This is a genomic window from Brevibacterium sp. 239c (assembly GCF_900169365.1).
Taxonomy (GTDB): domain Bacteria; phylum Actinomycetota; class Actinomycetes; order Actinomycetales; family Brevibacteriaceae; genus Brevibacterium.
Map to the genome: position 1 here is coordinate 14,007 of NZ_FXZH01000008.1, position 18,531 is coordinate 32,537.

An 18,531-nucleotide genomic window follows, 5' to 3' on the forward strand; every position below is an offset into this window, starting at 1 on the left:
TCACAGGGTGGTGGCCAAGGACCGACTCCGACCACTCGGATCGGCCCTTGGCCACCACCTTTTTCACTCGATGTGCGGACAACTGAAGAACAGAAGCCGATCAGATGACATGATTGGTCAATGAGTTCAGACGATCCTTCGGTTCCAGGCCATGGACCCCCGGGAAATGATGCCCCAGCGTCAGACGGTACCGTCACCACAGCAGCGGACCCGAGTGGCGACCAGCTGCTGCGGATCGCCACCGGCGACAGGACCGCTTTCGAAGAACTCTTCGTGGCTCAGTCCCGGATCCTCATGGCAGTGATCCTGCGCATAGTGAGAAGTCAGGCGCTCGCCGAGGAGGTGCTCCAGGAATGCTTCACCGAAGTGTGGACCCGGTGCTCCGGGTTCGACCCCGACCATGGGACCGGCAGAGCATGGCTGATCACGCTGTGCCGCAGGAGAGCCATCGACTGCGTCCGCAGTGTTCAGGCCCAGCAGGATCGAGACTACTCCGACGGACTGAGATCGTCGGCTGAAGAGGGCGAGCAGGTCGAGCAGAAGGTCATTGACAGATTCGAGTCAGACAGGACCGTCACTGCGCTGAAGATACTTCCAGCGGATCAGGCACAACCAATTGTCATGGCGTTCTACCAAGGTCTGACGCACGCTGAGATTTCAGAGAATCTCAAGGTGCCCCTCGGCACCATCAAGTCACGGATCAGAGACGGAATGAAGAAGCTGCGAGAAGAGTTGGAGGCAAGCCGATGAACACCGATCGCGACTATTTGGCTGCCGGGCTGGCTCTGGGCGGACTCAGTGAAGCTGAGCTTGCCGAGGCGCAGACTCTTGCAGACACCGATGCCGATTTCCGTTCCGAGGTCGCTGAGTATGAGGACACCATGGCGCTCATGGCCGGATCCGATGCAGAAGCGTCTGAATCCTCAGCCACGGGTGCCCCTGAACCCATCAGTGCAGCCACCCGCAACGCAATTCTCGCCATCCCGAGCACACATGTTCAAGAAGATGCAGATGTGGAACCACAGAGCCTGAATCAGGCTCGTTCTGCACAGCAGCAGACTCAGTCCTCAGCACCGACTCCGCTCAATGCTCCGGTTCAACCCGCACCGCAGGCAGGCACTCATTCGTCCTCGGATGTGCCACCGCCCGCCGACCTGGCTGAGCACCGTCGGAAGCGCCGCCCCTGGGTGCCGATGGCTGCCGCAGCTGCCGCTGTCGTCGTCGCGGCCGGTGTCGGAGTGAGTTCCTGGCAGAAGCAGAACGAGCTGGAAGATGAGCTGGCCGCTGCTCAACAACAGCTCGACGATTCCGCTCGCCTGATGGAAGCCGGAGATCTGAAAACCAGCACTGCCGAGCTGCCCAAGGGCGGTTCTGTCACTGTGCTCTCGTCCGAGAAAGAACAGCTCATTCGCTTCAGTCCTCGCGACGTCACTGCTGCCCCGGCAGGGAAGTCGATGCAGATGTGGGTGATCGGCAATGAGGGTCCCGAGAGCGTAGGACTGATGACTGGACAACCGGTGACGATTGCCGATGAGCCGTTCTCCTCGGGCAGTCTCTTCGGCATCACGGTCGAACCGGAGGGCGGTTCGAAGCAGCCGACCACCGATCCGATCGTGGCCATCGACCTGTAGGCGAGGGGTGAGGGACCTCCGCCCTGCGCCGGAGACTCTGCACGTCTGATCCGCACACCGACGGATGTGGACGAACTTCAGACTGTCTAAGCTGGAGGGATGGAAGAGAACCCGACATCGCTGAGACATACGCGCGGCGACGTATATCTGGTGCTTGCCCTGGCCGCGGCCTCAGTCGTCTTCGCGGTGCTCTACAACACGACGTCGTATTGGCCGTTCAAGGGGCCCTTGTGGTTGATCTGCCTGATGTCGATCCTCGTCACCTTGCCGCTCATCTGGCGTCGACGTTATCCCAGCCAGATGGCATGGATTCAGACCGCTGTCTTCGTCACGGCGCAGGTCCTCTCGATCATGGAACCCGGGGTCACCCAAATCATCGTATTCATGGGGGTGTACTCGGTCGGCGCTTGGCAGGGCAACCGCAAAACGGCTTTCATCTCGCGGCTTCTCCTCTGCGCAGGGATTTTCGTCTACCTGCTGGTGTCGACGGGCGTGCAGTTCAAGGCGATCGGAGACATGACGGTGCTTCAGTTCGCTGCCGCCTCAGCGGTCTCATTCCTCATCAACATCGCCTTCTTCGGCGGGGCATGGCTCTTCGGCAACCGTGCCTGGAGCCAAAGGAACCTTTTCAACGAACTGCGTACCGCCAATGCGGAGGTTCGCTCCCAGGAGCAGCAGCTGACGCGCCAGGCACTCGACCTGGAGCGGGTACGCATCGCTCGTGAACTCCATGACGGCATCGCCCACCACATCACCGGCGTCGGCATCCACGCTGCTGCAGCCCGCCGCAGTCTCGAGAAGAACCCCGACAAAGCGCGCGAGTCCCTCAAAACCATCGAATCCTCTACCCGAGAAACCGTCGACGAACTGCGCGCGCTCGTGTACACGCTCCGGGACACCGACGATGTCACCACCAGTGAAGACAGCGCGAAGGGCAACCCCGGCCTCGGCGATGTTCCTGAGCTCATCGACGCTTCACATCGTTCGGGACAGCAGATCGAGTTTCACACCATCGGTCGACCGCGAGCGCTGACGCCGATCACCGAGATGTCGATCTACCGTGTGATCCAGGAATCTCTGACAAATTGCCGCCGTTACGCAGGATCGCACGCCGAGGTGGATGTCCGCTTGCGGTACGGCACCACCAAGCTCGAAGTCGAGATCAGCGACTCCCGGTCCCCCGCTGCACTTCGCGAGGAACCGCATCGGGAGCCCGAATCACCAGTGAAGCAGCCAGGGTTGGGCTTGGGCATCGTCGGCATGCGCGAACGGATGAGCGCTTTGGGCGGCACTCTGGAGGCGGGCCCCAAGTCCCGTGGCGGCTGGTTGGTGCGGGCACAGATTCCCTACCCTCGGAATGTCGCCGACCCCGAGATCGACGCCGCCGCGCCTGCTGCCATCGAGACCGAGACCGCCACCGAAACCGGCGACGGCCCAAACGCCTCCTCCATCACCGACTCCACAGCAAAGGCCTGAACCGTGATCCGAGTCCTCCTCGTCGACGACCAGTCGATGGTCCGCACCGGTTTCCGCACGATCCTCGAGAGCGAGGACGGCATCGTGGTCGCCGGCGAAGCAGAGAACGGCCAAGTCGCGATCGACCGCGCACTCGATCTCGCTCCAGACGTGATCTGCATGGACGTCCAGATGCCCGTCATGGACGGACTCGAATCCACCGCGGAGATCGTACGTCGGGGAGCGGCCGGTGCTGTCCTCATGCTCACCACCTTCGACCGTGACGACTTCCTGTTCGAGGCTTTGGCAGCAGGCGCCAGCGGGTTTCTGCTCAAGACCGCCGAGGCGGAGCAGCTCATCGACGCGGTCACTGCACTGGCCAACGGCGATGGTCTCCTGTCCCCCGAGGTGACCCGTCGTGTCATCGAACGTTCCGTCCGCAGCCCCGAGACCACAATTGCCAAGGCCCCCGAGCTCGACCTGCTCACCGACCGGGAGCTCGAGGTCCTCCACCTCGTTGCCAAGGGACTGAGCAATTCCGAAATCGCAGGCACGCTCTTCGTCGGCGAAGCAACCGTCAAGACGCATGTGTCCAACCTGCTGACCAAGCTCGACATCCGCGACCGCATCCATGTCGTCATCTTCGCCTATGAGAACGGGCTCGTCGGGAATTGAGCACGCCTGGCCTCCTGCCTTCGCCGAATACTGGTCAAGTGTGAGGCCCAGTCAACTGAATATCGATTCTCCGACAACGGGTGCAACATGATTTCAGATTGTGGAATCGTCTCACCATTGCATAGTCCACTCCCCCGAAACTCCCCGCACGATTGATCCCCAGCACGGCCGATCCAGCGCACCTCCGGCACCGGTTCGCTGCTGGACGGAAAGTTTGCATCAGCATGTGCAGCACGGATATCAGCTCCCCGTTCGACCCCATCTATGACCGCCCGCGAACAAGGCGCCGATCCGCAGTCGAGAAGCGGCGCAGGTCTTCGACTGCCTCCGTGCCGGTCGCTCCGTCGTCGTGGTCTGTCTCACCGGCGACGGTGCCCTCGACGTCGTAGCCCGGGGCGAAGGAGTCTCCGCACAGAGTTCCACAGCGCTACCCCCACGCCAGCGTCGGCACTCCGCCCCTCGACCACCGTTCACTGTCGCAAGTAGTTGTGCATTCAATGACTCAGCGGCCACTCGACCGCTTCCCTCCCCCACACCGGTGAGTAGGAAATAGTCCGCTCGGCTGAGGCGGAGCACGTCGACGCCGAATAGATTTGAACCATGATCACCTTGGACTCTATTTCGCGCAGCTTCGGCGACAAACAGGTTCTCCACGACCTGAGCTTCTCCATCGGCTCGGGTCGGATGACCGGGTTCGTCGGTTCGAACGGCTCCGGCAAGACGACGACCATGCGCATCATCCTCGGTGTGCTCGCCTCGGACTCCGGCCGCATCACCGTCGATGGCGAGCCCATCACTCCCGCACACCGCAGTGCGATCGGCTACATGCCAGAGGAGCGCGGCCTCTACCCGAAGATGCCGATCATCGATCAGCTTATCTACCTCGCCCGCTTCCACGGACTCAGCCGTCACTCCGCACGTCGCCGCGGACTTGAACTCCTCGAGCAGCTCGACCTCAATGGCGAACCCAGCGACAACCTCGAGGCCGTGAGCCTGGGCAACCAGCAGAAGGTGCAGATCGCCGCCGCGCTCATCCACCGCCCGCGTGCCCTCGTCCTCGACGAGCCCTTCTCCGGTCTCGACCCGGTCGCCGTCGAACGCACCCTTGAGGTCCTCAAGGATTTCGCCGACACCGGAGCTCCCGTCCTCTTCTCCAGCCATCAGCTCGACTTGGTCGAACGCCTTGTCGATGACCTCGTCATCATCGACGGCGGCCGGCTTGTTGCGGGCGGCACCGCCGATGAGCTGCGCAGTCAGCGCAGCACCCCCGAGTGGATTCTGCAGACCGATGCGGATATGGGATGGGTGCGCGATATCCCCGAAATCACCGTCGTCGAATTCGACGGGAACTGGGTGCGCTTCGCCGCACCGAATCCGGATATCGCCGAGGCGGTCCTGCACCGTGCCATCGCCGTGTCCTCAGTGAAGTCCTTCACTCCCCACACCGTTGCCCTCAACCGACTCTTCCAGGAGGTCACGCAGGCATGAGCATCCAACAGGATTCGAACTCTTCCGAAACGAGCACCCCCAAGAAGTCGGGACTGGCAACGACAGCGCAGACTCAACGTGCAAGCTTCACCACCGCCATCGGTCTCGTCATCGAACGCGAAATCATGGTGCGCATCAAGTCGAGGGCCTTCATGATCTCCACCTTGCTGAGCATCGTCCTCTTCGGCGCACTCGTGGCGGTATCGGGTTCGCTGCCTTCACTGTTCTCTTCCACGGACAAGGTGGCGGTCACCTCGGCGGGGGCGAAGGCAGTAGAGGGAATCGATGGGATCGAACTCGTCTCCGTCGACAGTGCGGATGAGGCGAAGGCACTGGTGACCTCCGAGGAGGTCGCGGCCGCGGTCGTCGACGACCCTGCGTCCCCTGTCGGCGTCACCGTCATCGCCGAACGCTCCGCACCCGAGTCGCTGACCGGCGAGCTCAGCCAGGTCCCGACTGTCGAGCTGCTCGACCCCGATGCCCCGGACCCGGGACTGACCTACATGATCGGGCTGGGCCTTGGGCTCGTCTTCTTCATGTCGGCGGTGACCTTCGGAACGACCATCGCCTCCTCTGTGGTGGAGGAGAAGCAGTCCCGGATCGTGGAGATCCTGCTCGCCTCCACCTCGGCGAAGGTGCTGATGTTCGGCAAGGTACTTGCGTGTTCCATCCTCGCCTTCGCACAGATCGGCCTGACCGCGCTCTCCGTCCTCGTCGGCGCCGCCATCAGCGGAAACGACCTGGTGCTCGGCAAGGTCACGGAGCCGATCGCCTGGTTCATCCCGCTCTTCATCGTCGGCTTCGTCATGATCGCCTCTCTCTACGCCGCGGCCGCATCGATGGTCTCTCGGACGGAAGATCTCGGCTCGACGAGCAGCCCGATCATGATGCTCATCTTCCTGCCCTATATGGCGGTCATCCTCTTCTCGTCCAACGAAACTGTGATGGCGGTGATGTCCTACATTCCGTTCTCCGCAGCGGTTGCGGTCCCGATGCGAGTCTTCCTCGGCACGATCGAATGGTGGGAGCCGTTGGTCTCGCTGCTCATCCTCGCGGTGACCACGATCTTGGCTCTCCTGTTGGCGACCCGGATCTTCGAACGATCCATCCTGCAGTCGGGCCCGAAGGTGTCGTGGAAGCAAGCACTGAGTCGTACGAAGAAGTGAACCAGTCGAAGCGCTGAGTTTCTACAACCAGCCGTTGTCGCGGGCGATGCGCACGGCGTCGGCTCGGTTGCGGGCGGCGGTCTTGCCGATACCTGCCGACAGTCGATTGCGCACGGTGCCGGAGGAGATGAACAGCGCTGAGGCGATCTCGCCGACACTGCCACCGCCTGCTGCGGCACGGAGGACCTCGGTCTCCCGCTCTGTCAGCGGCGAGCTCCCGTGAACGGTGGATTCGACGACGAGCTCGGGGTCGATGACCTGGAGGCCTGCCATCACTCGGCGGATCCCCTCGGCGAGGCGGTCGACCGGTGCGTCCTTGACCATGAATCCGCTCACGCCGACGTCGATCGCGCGTTTCACCCACCCCGGTCGCCCGTAGGTCGTGACGATGACGACCTTGACCTGGGGAAACTCTTCTGCCAGTACGGCTGCGACCTCAAGCCCGTCTGGGCTGGGCATATCGACGTCGAGCAGCGCTACATCTGGTGGACGGCGACGAATCGCGGGCAGCACCTCATCACCTCGGGTGCATTGGGCGATCACCTCGAAGTCGGATTCCATTCCGAGCAGAGCGGCGAGCGCCTCCCGGACCATGGTCTGATCATCGGCGACGAGCAGCGTCGTCATGCGAGTGCCTCCTGCCGTTCGACGGTCAGGACGAATCCGTCGTCGGTCTTCTCAGTCGTGACCACGGCGCCCACAGACTTCGCCCGCTCGCTCAGGCCACGCAGACCGGAACCGGCACCCACCTCGGCGAGGTCGGTGCGTTCGCCTGAGGAATCGTTTCGGATCGTCAGCCGATCGGGTTCGATGGTGATCGTGCAGTGTCTGGCGTGGGAGTGGCGGAGAACATTGGTGCTGCCCTCGCGCACACTCCAAGCGAAGAGTTCACGCAGGTTCACATCGGCGTTGTCGACCGAAGTGGGCGCCTCGACCTCGATCTCAGCGGCGCGCAGCGCTCGGGAGGCTGCGACGAGCTCCTCTGCCAGGGAGATAGACCGCGTTCCCTGCACCGTGGTGCGCACATCGGCCAGGGCACCGCGCGCCAACTGCTCGATCTCGCTGATGTGCTTCGCCGCCTCGGGAGCTCCAGCGGCTTGCAGTTTCGTGGCCAACTGGGCTTTGAGTGCGATGACAGTCAAAGAATGGCCGAGGACGTCGTGGACGTCTCGGGACACCCGCAGCCGTTCGGCCTCGTGTTCAAGTCGGCGGTTCTCCTCCTCAGCCGCACGCGCCGCACGTGCTCGATCGCCGGCCATGATGGCCATGACCATTGCGAAGCTCGAGATCGAGATGCCGAAGGTGGCGGAGTAGTCGTGGGTCCAGCCGGGTACGAGACGCTGAGCCACCTCGGCGGCGATGAGCGTCAGGCAGGCCACGATGATTCCCGGAACCACCCTCCGGACCACGACGACGAGGATGACCGAGACGTAGGCGAGGAACGACAGTCCCTCCTCACCGATGAGCTTCGTGACGATGAGGCCGATGCCGATCATCGCGACGAGGCAGAGGATGACCGGAAGGCGTCTGCGACCAACGGGGCCCCGTGATCCCCGCTGCCATGCGTTCGCAGCACCGGGGCCCGTGTCCCGGGACAGGTTACCGAGGCCGAGCCCGCTGACCCACATGGCCAGGTAGAACACCGCTGCGAAGAGGATCGTCAGGCCCACTCCCCAATACCGGACGGCACCGGTCTGATTCCATGCCGCGGTCAGCGGGTAGACGAGGAAGACCATCCAGATGGCGGGGAAGAACCACCTGATGAAGGGAAGCCGCACTGGTGATTCTGAGGTCACTGCGGCTCCCCTCCTTCGCTGCTGATTTCCCTCACACCCTGGTGGTGTCTTTGCGCAGCGCCCAAGCCGAACCGGCGGTGAAGACAGCCAACCACACGAGGATATTGACCACTGCCCACTGATCGTAACCCCCGCCGAGCGGTGCGCGGGCGATTTCTCCCGCCCCGTAGGCGGGAGTGAAGCGGGCGATCGTCTGCAGAGCGTGGGGCCACACGGCGAGGGGAACGAAGAGTCCGCCGATGAGGGAGAAGATGCCGAGGACCATGCTGGAGATCTGGATCGCGTTCTCGGCGGGCAGCAGATAGCCGAGCATGACGCCGAAGGCTGCAAACACTGAAGACGTGAGGACGACGAGGAGGCCGCAGGCGACCACGGTGCCCAGAGGCGCGTGGACTCCGGTGATCGCGGTGAGCCCGAAGACGACGATGACGGACACAGCACCCAGGACCATCGAGACGAGCACCTTGGTGAGGATGTAGGTCGCTGGATGCAACGGGGTCAGTGCCAATTGGCGGCTCCAGCCCAATGCCCGTTCCACGGCTACCTGGGCGCCGCCGGTGGTTGTGGCCACCATCGCACCGTAGGTCGCCAGGGACACGGAGATGTAGAGGGCCGCGTCCGTGTTGCCCAGCATCTGACCGCGGTTGGTCAGTCCGAAGATGAGGTAGAAGACCGCGGGCATGATCATAGTGAAGATGAGGGTGCGTCGGTTGCGCAGCTTGCGCAGAAGCTCGAGCCGCACCAGTGTCGAGGAGAATCCGCCCAGTCGCGGTGGTCTGCGTGCGTCAAGAGATTCGAGGAATTCCGTCGCCGAGGCAGTCGCCGGGTTAGCTCTCGAGGTGGTCATGTCATGCCCCTTTCGAGGTCGGAGTGCCGTTCGATGTGGGCCCGTTCGGGGTGGGTCCGTTGCTTGAGGTGAGGCTGATGAAGGCGTCTTCGAGCGAGTGGGAGGTGATCTCCAGTTCGGTGCAGGCATGGTCGAACATTGTGCGTGCGGCGGAATCCGAGTCCGTAGTTCGCATCTTCAGACGCCGGCCCTGCACATCGACGGATTCGACTCCGGCCAGGCCACGAAGCAACGTGATGAGGTCATCCGCACCCGAAGCGGGAAGAGTGGCGCTGACCGTCTTTGCCGAGGCCATGGCCCGGATCTCATGAGCGGGACCATCGGCGACGATGCGACCGCTCGAGACGAGGATGACTCTGTCTGCGAATTCGTCGGCTTCTTCGAGGTAGTGGGTGGCGAAGAGGATCGTCTTCCCGTGCAGGGCGTCGGCGCGCATCTCGTGCCAGAAATCTCGGCGCCCGGTGACGTCCATGCCTGTGGTGGGTTCGTCGAGGACGATCAGAGCAGGGTCCGGCAGGAGAGCCATGGCGAAGCGCAGCCTCTGCTTCTGCCCGCCCGAGCACTTCTTGACGACAGAGTTCGCGATGCCGCTGATGCCGGCCCGCTTGAGGACGACATCGACGTCGAGTGAGGAGGCGAAGACCGCCGAGGTGTATTCCACCGTTTCGCGCACCGTGAGGTCATCGAGGAGCCCCCCTGTCTGCATCACCGAGCTGACCAGTCCACGACTGACTGCTCGCCGGGGTGGCATGCCGAAGATCTCAACCGATCCCTCATCGGGTCGGGAGAGCCCGAGGAGCATATCGACGGTCGTGGTCTTGCCTGCGCCGTTGGGGCCGAGGAAGGCCACGACCTCACCAGGCCGGATGCGCAGGTCGATGTCGTCGACGGCCTTGAGGTCGCCGAAGCTCTTCGTCAGATGGTCAAGGGTCACAGCCGGAGGCATGGCTGCCTGCTCGGTTCGCCTGGGTGGATTGGTCGTCTCATTAGTCGTCTGTGTACTCATGACTTCAGATTAGGAAGATACGGGCGCGGCTGATGATGCCATTTGTCACCGATATTCGAGGTTGTAACTCTCCTTCTCAACAGGACGGAACAGCTGGCTCCACCCCTTGCGCACATCCGGGTCTCGTGATTGCGTTATCCATATGAATCCGCAGGAGCCGTCTCTGCCGTTGACCACCGATCGACTCATTCTGCGTGCCTATCGAGAATCCGATGCCGAGGCTCTGCTGCCCATGTACTCTCGTGAGGATGTCGCGCGATTCCTCCTCTGCGATCCCTGGACCGCCGAGGAGTCACGGACCGAGATCTCCAAGCGCATTCCGAAGACCGGTTTGAGCACCGAGTCACGTGCGCTCTCGCTGGTCATTGAGACCAAGGATGGCCTCGACGATATCGAAGGATCTATCATCATCGGCGACCTCGGAATCTGGCTCAACGGCGAATCGTCAGAGAAGGCCGAGATTGGTTGGGTCCTCAATCCGGCGGCCGGTGGCCATGGCTTCGCCTCGGAAGCGGCCACTGCCGTGCTCAATATCGCCTTCGACCACTACCGACTCAATCGGGTCGTTGCACAGATGGATGCCCGGAACACCGCCTCGGCGAGGCTGGCCAAGCGAATCGGCATGCGGCAGGAGGCGCACCTGCGCCAGGACTGGTGGTCAAAAGGCGAGTGGACGGACACCCTCGTCTACGGAATTCTGCACAGCGACCGGCAGCAGGCCTGAGCTTCAGAGAGCGTGCGTGTCTGACCGTGTGCGTCCTACGGCGTCCGCCGACGCAGAGTCAGCGAACCGACGATGATGGCACCGGTGACCCAGCAGCCGATGAAGAGGATGCGCAGCCAGATGTACGCGGCATCCTCGTTGCCCGTCGACACCGCCGTCAGCGCATCGATCGCATGGGAGAGCGGCATCCAGTCACCGATCGCCTCGAGCACACCTGGCAGCTGATCGCGAGGCAGGAAGATTCCGCCGAGCAGAATCTGTGGGAAGACGAAGACCGGCATGAATTGCACAACCTGGAACTCGGTGCGAGCAAAGGCACTGGCGAGCAGTCCCAAAGCCGTACCGAGGAGGGCATCAGCGATGGCGACGGCGAAGAGCAGGAGCACCGACTCCTCTATCTTGAGTCCGCAGACCCACGTGGCATAGCCCACCGCGATCGCAGTCTGGACGACGGCGAGAAGCCCGAACGCCAGCGTGTAGCCGAGGATGACATCGCCACGACCCATCGGCATCGACAGCAGTCTCTCGAGCGTTCCGCTGCGACGTTCGCGCAGAGTGGCGATGCTCGCGACGAGGAACATGACGATGAAGGGGAAGAGCGCAAGCATCGCGGGTCCGATTCGATCGAAGACCTGAGTCTCGTCGAAGATCCATGCCACAAGCCCGATGAGGAGGCTGGGCACGACAAGCAGCAGTGCAATCGTGCGCGGGTCATTGCGGATCTGCAGGAGGACGCGGCCCGCTGTGGCCATCGTTCGCATCGGACTCACTGCGCACGCCTCGTACGCCCCTTGCCGGGCATCGCCCCCGAGCCGGAGGTCAGAATCGTCCGCGCTCCGGCCCTCGCCTTCCGCCCTGCTCTCTTTCCAGTCCGCTTCCGTGGGAACGACGACCCGGTGGAATCGGACGTGATGATGGAGAGGAAGGCCTCCTCCGCGGTCGCCGCCCCTGTGGTCTCCAGCAGTTCGCTCGGTGTCGTGTCCGCGATCACCTGCCCCTCACGCATGAGAAGCAGCCGATCACACCGCGTGGCCTCGTCCATGACGTGGCTCGAGACCAACAACGTCGTTCCCTCGTCGGCGAGGCTGCGGAAGATGTTCCAGAGATCAGACCTCAGCACGGGATCGAGGCCGACCGTCGGCTCGTCGAGGACGAGCACATCGGGAGACCCGAGCATCGCGGCCGCCAACGACACTCGATTCGCCTGACCACCCGACAGCGTTCTGGCCAGTTGATCGGCCTGCCCGCCGAGGTCGGTGCGGTCGATGACCCGATCGACATCGGACTTCGGTGCCCCCTGGCCGCGTGCGAAGTAGCGCAGGTTCTGCCGTACCGAGAGATCTTCGTAGATGCTTGCCAGCTGCGTCATATAGCCGACCCGGTGCCGCAGAGATGCCGTTCCCGCAGGCTGTCCCAGCACGCTGACCGTGCCGCCTTTGACCGCCTGGACGCCGACGATCGCCCGCATGAGCGTCGTCTTCCCGCTGCCGCTGGGACCCAGCAGGCCAACGATCGCGCTGCGCGGGACATCAAGGTCGAGCCCGTCGATCACGATGCTGGAACCTCGGCGGATCCGCAGACTTCGCGTCTGGATCGCAATGTTTGTCATACTGCGAATCAGACCCCCGATGATCGGACACGTCAAGTGACTTAGCCTGCCAAAGGTCTGCACATCGGTCCGCAGTCCCGGGCAAAGGTTCACGAAACGGGCCTCTGATTGGTCAGAACCACCTCGGCGAGGGTCATAACGTGGAGATAGCAAACGTCGTATCGAAAGGTTCTCACGGTTCCCATGTACAGGCAGTCGTCGAAATTGGCCAACGTCCTCTATGACATTCGGGGACCCGTCCTCGAAGAGGCCGAGGCGATGGAGGCCAAGGGCCACACCATCCTCAAGCTCAACATCGGCAACCCTGCACCCTTCGGATTCGAAGCCCCCGAGGCGATCGTGCACGACATGGTCAAGCAGCTTCCGCTCGCGCAGGGCTATTCCGATTCACGCGGAATCCTCTCCGGACGCCGGGCCGTGGTCCAGTATTACGAGACTCACGGCATCCACAATCTCGATACCTCCGAGGTGTTCCTGGGCAATGGAGTCAGCGAACTCATCACCCTGTCCTTGCAGGCACTGTGCAACCCCGGCGACGAAATCCTCGTCCCCAGCCCGGACTACCCCCTGTGGACGGCATCGGTCGCCCTCTCCGGCGGCACACCCAAGCACTACCTGTGCGACGAGGCCACCGCCTGGCAACCTGACCTCGAAGATCTCGAATCGAAGATCACCGAGAGCACCCGCGGCATCGTCGTCATCAACCCGAACAATCCCACCGGTGCGGTCTACTCACGCGAAACCCTAAAGAAGATCGTCGACATCGCACGTCGCCACAACCTCATCATCTTCGCCGATGAGATCTACGAGAAGATCACCTACGACGATGTCGAGATGGTCAATATGGCTACTCTCACCGGCGACGATGTGCTGTGCCTGACCTATTCGGGCCTGTCGAAGGCCTACCGGATCGCCGGCTACCGCGCCGGCTGGCTGGCCATCACCGGACCACTGTCTGAAGCGAAGAGCTACCTTGAGGGGATCAAGCTCCTAGCCAATATGCGCATGTGCGCGAACGTTCCGGCCCAGCACGCGATCCAGGCGGCACTGGGTGGAAAGCAGTCGATCGAAGACCTTGTTTTGCCCCAGGGCCGACTCGGTGCGCAGATGAATCTCGCCCACGAGGGGTTGAACTCCATCGAGGGCGTGTCCGCGCATCGGGCCAGCGGTGCTCTCTACATGTTCGCGAAGCTCGACGTCGAGAAGTTCGACATCGTCGATGACGAACAGTTCGCACTCGACCTGCTGCGTGAACAGAAGATCCTCGTCTCCCATGGCACCGCCTTCAACTGGTCGAGTCCCGATCATTTCCGGCTCGTCACTCTGCCCTCGGTTGAGGTCCTGGACGAGTCGATCAACCGCCTCGGCGAGTTCCTCTCCGGATACAAGCAACAGGCGAGCAGCACCTGCGAACTTCCGACCGTCAAGGAGATGTCACCCGCTGCGGGGTGAGTCGTCAGGGCTGAGATAATGACCCCATGACGGAGCGCACAGCGGGGCCAGAGAAAGTAGCGGCGGAGTCCGTCGTACGGGCAGTCAGTCTGATCGCGCGGGGCAATCCCGTCGATCGCGGCTCGCTAGAAGCACAGCTCGGGCGGCAGTCGGCCCTCGTCGACTCGCTTCTCGATCTGTCCACCACCATGCTCCGCTGGAGACAGAAGGACCAGGAACGCGCAGCTCTGCTCGAAAGCGCCTCGGAACTAATCCAAGTCAGGGACACGAAGCGTCTTCTGCAGAAGCTTGTCGACAGGGCCAAGTCTCTGATCGGTTGCGACATCGCCTACCTCTCGGAGTACAACCCCGATACCGACGAGCTCAACGTTCGAGCCAGCCGGGGCGCTATTTCGCTCCAGCTCCCAGCACTCCGAGTACCACCTGGAGTCGGGCTCGCAGGCCGTGTAGTCCGCGACCGAGCTGCCCACTGGACATCGGACTACGACCTGACTCAGCTACCGCACGAGCGGCGCGTCGACTCCGCTGTCAAGGCCGAAGGCATGGATTCGCTTCTCGGTGTGCCCATGGTCGTCGACGGCGAAGTGCTCGGTGCCCTGTTTGCGGCGAACCGCTATCCTCACGACTTCGGAGCGGATGAGATCACTCTGCTCTCTGCGTTGGCAGACCACGCCTCAGTAATCCTCAAGACCGCACGGCTGATGGGCGAACTCGCCGATGCGGCGGCCCTCTCAGCAGCCTCAGAGGACCTGGCAGCAGCGAAGGCGAAGACCTTGCAACGCCTCGTTGAGGTGGAAGAGCAGCTCACCCAGCTGGTGCTGCAGGGCCATGGCACAACATCGGTTACGAACGTCATCTCCGAAACTCTCCACGCAGAGGCCCTTACCGTGAACAGTTGGCGCCTCGACTCCCCCGAGTTCCCAACAGACGACGATTTCCTCGGCCAGAGCGGCGTGAGCCGAGAAGATATTCTTGCGGCTCTGGCCACCAGCCGTCACACCGGGCGAAGTGCCCAGATCTCTGACGATGAGCGACTCATCGCCGCCTCGGTGGCATCGAATAAGCGTCAGCACAGCGGACTGTTTGTGCGCTTCCACAGCGCTCCGAAGGACGGTGACCACAGCATCGTCGCTCAGGCGGCGCAGTCCCTGGCCCTGATCCAGATGAACGAGCAGTCACGTGCTGACGCCGAGAACCGTGTGCGCGGCGAGCTAGCTGTACTGATCGGGGACATTAGTTGATTCGATGCCACGCCTTCGCGTTTGGTTGTGAAGCACTTTCTGTTAGTTGGGGTTGGCTTCGGCTGGCGGGGGCCACGGAAGATCGCCATCGTCTATGCGATGGGTTGTTCCCTCTAGCCAGTCGGCGTCGCAGTGCAACGTTGAGACAAGGTAATGAACTTCGAGCATGTGTAGTTCTCGGACAGGTCGTGTGGCTAGAGCTTGCTCGAGGCGCGCTATCCGATCTCGAGTCAACTCGAGTCGACGGCGCAGAAGATCGCTAGCCTGGTCTGGTGCGAGGATTCCGAGGTACGCGACCGCAGTCAGGAACGGCTCACTGGGTCCAAGCGGGGCTTCTACTATTTGTCGGGCGACGCCATCCGCCAGCGCGCGGCTACCACCAGTGGTGATGGTGAACGGGCACGGCGGAGGCTCCTCCGATAGATCGACCCAGCCTGCTTCCGCGAGCCGGTCAAGCAGCGTGTAGACCGTGCTACGACGCACTGAGAGGTTCTCGTAACGGTCACGCAGAGCTGTGTAGAGCCCGTAGCCGTGTAACGGCCCCTCGGTGAGGAGTCCCAAAATCGGCAGGACCAAGGGGTTCGTCAGTGCGTTAGTGGGCATACAGGCCAGTCTATGACGAATCGTCGTATACGTGTACTCTGGTGTAGTCGTATACGACTACAAGGAGAACTATGATTTTTGGAATTTGGCCCGGTGTAGTTGATGCCGACCTCGTTAACTTCTCGCCCGTGGTCTGCCCGCCCGAGGATATTGACGCGACGTGTCGAGCTCTCCAGCACTTACAAGGACGAGCTCCGCTGTTCTATGTGAGATCGTTTCGACATTTCGGTACCGGGGCCCAGGGGTTCAGTAACGCTGTGATGCCAACCCCAGCAGACCCTACGGTGTATTTGAGCGACGGTCGGCAGGTTGATCTGGTGTGCTGCTACCAATCCATGGAGCCGGACCCTGTTGGGTATGCGCGGTTCGTACGAACCGCGGTCCGTGACATACATGAGTGGGGTGGAGGGAAAATTCAGATCGGCGAGGAACTCAACATGCCAGCGCCACTCGACGGCGGTAGCCCAGGCTGCTTCCACGCCATTGCAGCAGGCGTCCGCGCTGCTGCGGAAGAGCGAGAGCGACTCGGCGCGGACGTTCTTATCGGTGTCAACGCAGCAGGTATGGCCAACGAGAAGTTCTGGGAGACCTTTGCGTGCCACCTGCAGGATGACATGGACAACCTCGACTACCTAGGCCTCGATATTTTCCCGGACGTGTTCTTCCCCATTCCGCAAGAGACGTTGGCTGAGGCTACGCAATTTGTTTTGGACACCGCTCAACAGTATTCGTCCACGGCAGGTTTCCCCACCAGCCTGCCCTTCCACATTGGCGAGACGGGTTGGCCTACCGGTCGCGATCGCACCGAGGAGAAACAAGCCGAGGTTCTCATACGTGTCGCCGAAGCCATCTTGACCAGCGGGCACAACGTCACCGCTTACGAGTTCTTCGGTCTACGCGACACTGTCACCAGAGGAAATTGGAAACAGGAGTTTGGCATCATGCGCGACGACTACTCTCCCAAGCCTGCTTTCGGGCGTGTCCTCGAACTGATCGCGAACGCCTCATGAGCCACGCTAACGCCGCCCTGACGCCGCGCCATCGAATGAGAGTCGCTCGTCTCGTCGTCATCGACGGGTGGCCGATCAGCGAAGTCGCTGCGCGGTTCCAAGTATCTTGGCCGACCGCAAGACGGTGGGTCGACCGCTACCTTGCTGGCGAATCGATGCACGATCGGTCTTCGCGGCCCAAGAGTTCACCGAACAAAACAAGAGCAAAAGTGTCGAAGCGGTGTGTGAGTTTGCGAATCCGGCTGAGGGAAGGGCCCGTTCAGCTCGGCGCTCGACTCGGCATCGCACCATCGACCGTGCACCGCATTCTGTGTACCGCGAGATTGAATCGGCTGTCTTACACCGACCGTGCGACTGGCGAGCCTATCCGGCGGTACGAGCACAATTATCCTGGCTCACTCGTCCACGTGGACGTGAAGAAGCTTGGGAACATCCCCGACGGTGGCGGCTGGCGCTATGTTGGACGCCGCCAAGGGGAACGCAATCGCGCCGCCACCCCCGGCAAGCCCAAAACTCAGTGGCACAGTCCCAAGCTCGGGTATGCATACCTCCATACCATCATCGATGATCACTCACGCGTTGCCTACACCGAGGTCCATGACGACGAGACCGCCATTACCGCCGTCGAGGTCTTGCGTCGAGCTGTCGAGTGGTTCGAGCAACGGGGCGTCGAAGTAGAACGAATTTTGTCAGACAACGGCGGCGCGTACCGCTCCGCTCTCTGGCGCGACGTATGCGAGGAGTTGAGGATCAGACCGAAACGCACGCGACCCTATCGTCCACAGACAAACGGTAAAGTAGAGCGCTTCCACCGCACCATGGCAGACGGATGGGCCTACGCCCGTTGCTATAGCTCTGAGCAGGAGCGGAGGGATGCACTTGAGGTCTGGCTGCATCACTACAATCAACACCGACCTCACTCGGCTTGCGGCAAGCAGCCTCCCTTCACGCGATTAATCAACCTCCCCGATCAGTACAGCTAGCCGTCGATTTGATCGCCGACACCAGAAATCTCGACGAGCTGCGAGCGCGAGCGCGCTCCAGCAACTTCACCCTACTCGGCCCCTGGCAGCTGATGGTGGTCCAAGCCGGCCCCAATGACTTCGACCGTATCGGCTCGCTTCTGGCTCGGATCGAGCCGCGGATTCTCATGACCCAGCGCTCGCCAGGGCTGACTGTGCTGCTGCCCCGTTCTGCTCATCGAACCCGGACGCAGTTGAAGGAGCTGCTCACAGCCTCAGAGGTCCTGCGGGACTGTCTCGTCGTCGTCTCCAACACCGATTTCCAGCGCGCACAGCTGCGCACCGCAGAGGACGAGTTGTGGTCGTGCGTGCGGGTGCTCAATTCGCTGTCGATCTCCAGCGGCGTATGTTCCGCTGAGGACTTCGCTCCCTACACTGCAATGTTCGGCACAGCTCCAGAACACGTCGGACAGTTCATGGAGCGTATGCTCGGCCCTCTCCGACAGTGGGACCAGAGGCAATCTGCCGATCTGGTCACCACGTTGCGCACATACTTCGAACACAGCAATAGCATGAGCCGCACCGCCTCGGCTCTCTCGATCCACATCAATACCCTCAAACTACGTCTGGAACGCATCGATACGGTACTCGACAACGACTGGCGAGCACCCGAATACGCGTTCCGTCTCCACGTCGCGCTCCGGCTGGACCAGCTCCAGCGCAACGTCTGAACGCAGCCGAGCAGACAACTCACCTACCCTGGCTGAAACCGCTATAGGCTGGAGTTATTACTAGCTAAAACAGCCATAGGCGATCGATCCATGAAGTGCTTGACTGAACTCTGCGCGGATTTTCTCCGCGCCGCA

Annotated in this window: 19 protein-coding genes; 12 read left to right on the top strand and 7 right to left on the bottom strand. The window is 62.1% G+C overall.

Annotated elements, in window-relative coordinates; genetic code table 11:
* Positions 1-120: 120 nt before the first annotated feature.
* The 6 genes from BSP239C_RS09100 to BSP239C_RS09125 all read left to right on the top strand — a co-directional run bounded on the left by BSP239C_RS09100 (position 121) and on the right by BSP239C_RS09125 (position 6,415).
* A complete protein-coding gene (locus BSP239C_RS09100) occupies positions 121-750 on the top strand; it encodes a sigma-70 family RNA polymerase sigma factor (protein WP_101572098.1) in 630 nt (209 codons plus the stop codon).
* On the top strand, positions 747-1,631 hold the full coding sequence (locus BSP239C_RS09105) for an anti-sigma factor (protein WP_101572100.1): 885 nt from the start codon (positions 747-749) through the stop codon (positions 1,629-1,631). Before BSP239C_RS09100 ends, BSP239C_RS09105 begins: the two co-directional genes overlap by 4 nt.
* A 99-nt stretch (positions 1,632-1,730) precedes the next feature.
* Positions 1,731-3,107, top strand: a complete 1,377-nt coding sequence (locus tag BSP239C_RS09110; protein WP_101572102.1) for a sensor histidine kinase — start codon at positions 1,731-1,733, stop codon at positions 3,105-3,107.
* Between the two features lie 3 nt (positions 3,108-3,110).
* A complete protein-coding gene (locus BSP239C_RS09115; protein ID WP_101572104.1) occupies positions 3,111-3,761 on the top strand; it encodes a response regulator transcription factor in 651 nt (216 codons plus the stop codon).
* Positions 3,762-4,361: 600 nt separating this feature from the next.
* Entirely contained in the window at positions 4,362-5,249 is an 888-nt protein-coding gene (locus BSP239C_RS09120; protein WP_101572107.1) for an ABC transporter ATP-binding protein, read from the top strand.
* A complete protein-coding gene (locus BSP239C_RS09125) occupies positions 5,246-6,415 on the top strand; it encodes an ABC transporter permease (RefSeq protein ID WP_101572109.1) in 1,170 nt (389 codons plus the stop codon). The genes BSP239C_RS09120 and BSP239C_RS09125 overlap by 4 nt, the downstream gene beginning before the upstream one ends.
* Before the next feature lie 21 nt (positions 6,416-6,436).
* Here the strand turns inward: BSP239C_RS09125 and BSP239C_RS09130 are convergent, their stop codons facing one another.
* Genes BSP239C_RS09130 through BSP239C_RS09145 form a run of 4 tightly spaced genes read right to left on the bottom strand, consistent with a single transcriptional unit; the run spans position 6,437 to position 10,064 of the window.
* Positions 6,437-7,042: a response regulator transcription factor gene (locus BSP239C_RS09130; RefSeq protein WP_101572111.1), complete on the bottom strand. Its 606-nt coding sequence runs from the start codon at positions 7,040-7,042 to the stop codon at positions 6,437-6,439.
* Complete coding sequence (locus BSP239C_RS09135; RefSeq protein ID WP_101572112.1) at positions 7,039-8,211, bottom strand: sensor histidine kinase; 1,173 nt, start codon at positions 8,209-8,211, stop codon at positions 7,039-7,041. The genes BSP239C_RS09130 and BSP239C_RS09135 overlap by 4 nt, the downstream gene beginning before the upstream one ends.
* A 31-nt stretch (positions 8,212-8,242) precedes the next feature.
* On the bottom strand, positions 8,243-9,058 hold the full coding sequence (locus BSP239C_RS09140) for an ABC transporter permease (RefSeq protein ID WP_101572115.1): 816 nt from the start codon (positions 9,056-9,058) through the stop codon (positions 8,243-8,245).
* A 1-nt stretch (position 9,059) separates the two neighbouring features.
* Positions 9,060-10,064, bottom strand: coding sequence for an ABC transporter ATP-binding protein (locus BSP239C_RS09145; protein ID WP_101572117.1), 1,005 nt, complete (start codon positions 10,062-10,064; stop codon positions 9,060-9,062).
* 142 nt (positions 10,065-10,206) lie between these two features.
* Here BSP239C_RS09145 and BSP239C_RS09150 point away from each other — a divergent pair, with 142 nt between their 5' ends.
* The gene (locus BSP239C_RS09150) at positions 10,207-10,788 is read left to right on the top strand and encodes a GNAT family N-acetyltransferase (RefSeq protein WP_101572119.1); all 582 of its coding nucleotides are present in this window, start codon (positions 10,207-10,209) and stop codon (positions 10,786-10,788) included.
* Between the two features lie 35 nt (positions 10,789-10,823).
* On the opposite strand, the gene BSP239C_RS09155 is transcribed toward BSP239C_RS09150, so the two are convergent.
* Positions 10,824-11,558, bottom strand: coding sequence for an ABC transporter permease (locus BSP239C_RS09155; protein WP_101572121.1), 735 nt, complete (start codon positions 11,556-11,558; stop codon positions 10,824-10,826).
* A complete protein-coding gene (locus BSP239C_RS09160) occupies positions 11,555-12,397 on the bottom strand; it encodes an ABC transporter ATP-binding protein (RefSeq protein ID WP_101572123.1) in 843 nt (280 codons plus the stop codon). The genes BSP239C_RS09155 and BSP239C_RS09160 overlap by 4 nt, the downstream gene beginning before the upstream one ends.
* 183 nt (positions 12,398-12,580) lie before the next feature.
* Between BSP239C_RS09160 and BSP239C_RS09165 the strand changes: the two genes are divergently transcribed.
* Positions 12,581-13,849, top strand: coding sequence for a pyridoxal phosphate-dependent aminotransferase (locus BSP239C_RS09165; protein ID WP_101572125.1), 1,269 nt, complete (start codon positions 12,581-12,583; stop codon positions 13,847-13,849).
* Between the two features lie 26 nt (positions 13,850-13,875).
* Positions 13,876-15,090: a GAF domain-containing protein gene (locus BSP239C_RS09170; protein ID WP_101572127.1), complete on the top strand. Its 1,215-nt coding sequence runs from the start codon at positions 13,876-13,878 to the stop codon at positions 15,088-15,090.
* A 42-nt stretch (positions 15,091-15,132) separates the two neighbouring features.
* Here the strand turns inward: BSP239C_RS09170 and BSP239C_RS09175 are convergent, their stop codons facing one another.
* The gene (locus BSP239C_RS09175; RefSeq protein ID WP_101572129.1) at positions 15,133-15,693 is read right to left on the bottom strand and encodes a PadR family transcriptional regulator; all 561 of its coding nucleotides are present in this window, start codon (positions 15,691-15,693) and stop codon (positions 15,133-15,135) included.
* 71 nt (positions 15,694-15,764) lie between these two features.
* On the opposite strand from BSP239C_RS09175, the gene BSP239C_RS09180 reads away from it, so the two are divergent.
* The 3 genes from BSP239C_RS09180 to BSP239C_RS09190 are packed head-to-tail and all read left to right on the top strand — an operon-like array spanning position 15,765 to position 18,396.
* Positions 15,765-16,703 carry a hypothetical protein gene (locus BSP239C_RS09180; RefSeq protein WP_101572131.1) on the top strand — a complete coding sequence of 313 codons (939 nt, stop codon included), beginning with the start codon at positions 15,765-15,767 and terminating at the stop codon, positions 16,701-16,703.
* Positions 16,700-17,686, top strand: a complete 987-nt coding sequence (locus BSP239C_RS09185; protein WP_101572133.1) for an IS481 family transposase — start codon at positions 16,700-16,702, stop codon at positions 17,684-17,686. The genes BSP239C_RS09180 and BSP239C_RS09185 overlap by 4 nt, the downstream gene beginning before the upstream one ends.
* Positions 17,687-17,694: 8 nt before the next feature.
* The gene (locus tag BSP239C_RS09190; RefSeq protein ID WP_101572136.1) at positions 17,695-18,396 is read left to right on the top strand and encodes a CdaR family transcriptional regulator; all 702 of its coding nucleotides are present in this window, start codon (positions 17,695-17,697) and stop codon (positions 18,394-18,396) included.
* Positions 18,397-18,531: the final 135 nt, after the last annotated feature.

Bases quoted from the DNA above. Each gene is read 5' to 3' on its own strand.
- BSP239C_RS09100 (WP_101572098.1), top strand. From the start codon at position 121: ATGAGTTCAGACGATCCTTCGGTTCCAGGCCATGGACCCCCGGGAAAT.
- BSP239C_RS09105 (WP_101572100.1), top strand. From the start codon at position 747: ATGAACACCGATCGCGACTATTTGGCTGCCGGGCTGGCTCTGGGCGGA.
- BSP239C_RS09110 (WP_101572102.1), top strand. From the start codon at position 1,731: ATGGAAGAGAACCCGACATCGCTGAGACATACGCGCGGCGACGTATAT.
- BSP239C_RS09120 (WP_101572107.1), top strand. From the start codon at position 4,362: ATGATCACCTTGGACTCTATTTCGCGCAGCTTCGGCGACAAACAGGTT.
- BSP239C_RS09125 (WP_101572109.1), top strand. From the start codon at position 5,246: ATGAGCATCCAACAGGATTCGAACTCTTCCGAAACGAGCACCCCCAAG.
- BSP239C_RS09130 (WP_101572111.1), bottom strand. From the start codon at position 7,042: ATGACGACGCTGCTCGTCGCCGATGATCAGACCATGGTCCGGGAGGCG.
- BSP239C_RS09140 (WP_101572115.1), bottom strand. From the start codon at position 9,058: ATGACCACCTCGAGAGCTAACCCGGCGACTGCCTCGGCGACGGAATTC.
- BSP239C_RS09145 (WP_101572117.1), bottom strand. From the start codon at position 10,064: ATGAGTACACAGACGACTAATGAGACGACCAATCCACCCAGGCGAACC.
- BSP239C_RS09150 (WP_101572119.1), top strand. From the start codon at position 10,207: ATGAATCCGCAGGAGCCGTCTCTGCCGTTGACCACCGATCGACTCATT.
- BSP239C_RS09160 (WP_101572123.1), bottom strand. From the start codon at position 12,397: ATGACAAACATTGCGATCCAGACGCGAAGTCTGCGGATCCGCCGAGGT.
- BSP239C_RS09165 (WP_101572125.1), top strand. From the start codon at position 12,581: ATGTACAGGCAGTCGTCGAAATTGGCCAACGTCCTCTATGACATTCGG.
- BSP239C_RS09170 (WP_101572127.1), top strand. From the start codon at position 13,876: ATGACGGAGCGCACAGCGGGGCCAGAGAAAGTAGCGGCGGAGTCCGTC.
- BSP239C_RS09175 (WP_101572129.1), bottom strand. From the start codon at position 15,693: ATGCCCACTAACGCACTGACGAACCCCTTGGTCCTGCCGATTTTGGGA.
- BSP239C_RS09180 (WP_101572131.1), top strand. From the start codon at position 15,765: ATGATTTTTGGAATTTGGCCCGGTGTAGTTGATGCCGACCTCGTTAAC.
- BSP239C_RS09185 (WP_101572133.1), top strand. From the start codon at position 16,700: ATGAGCCACGCTAACGCCGCCCTGACGCCGCGCCATCGAATGAGAGTC.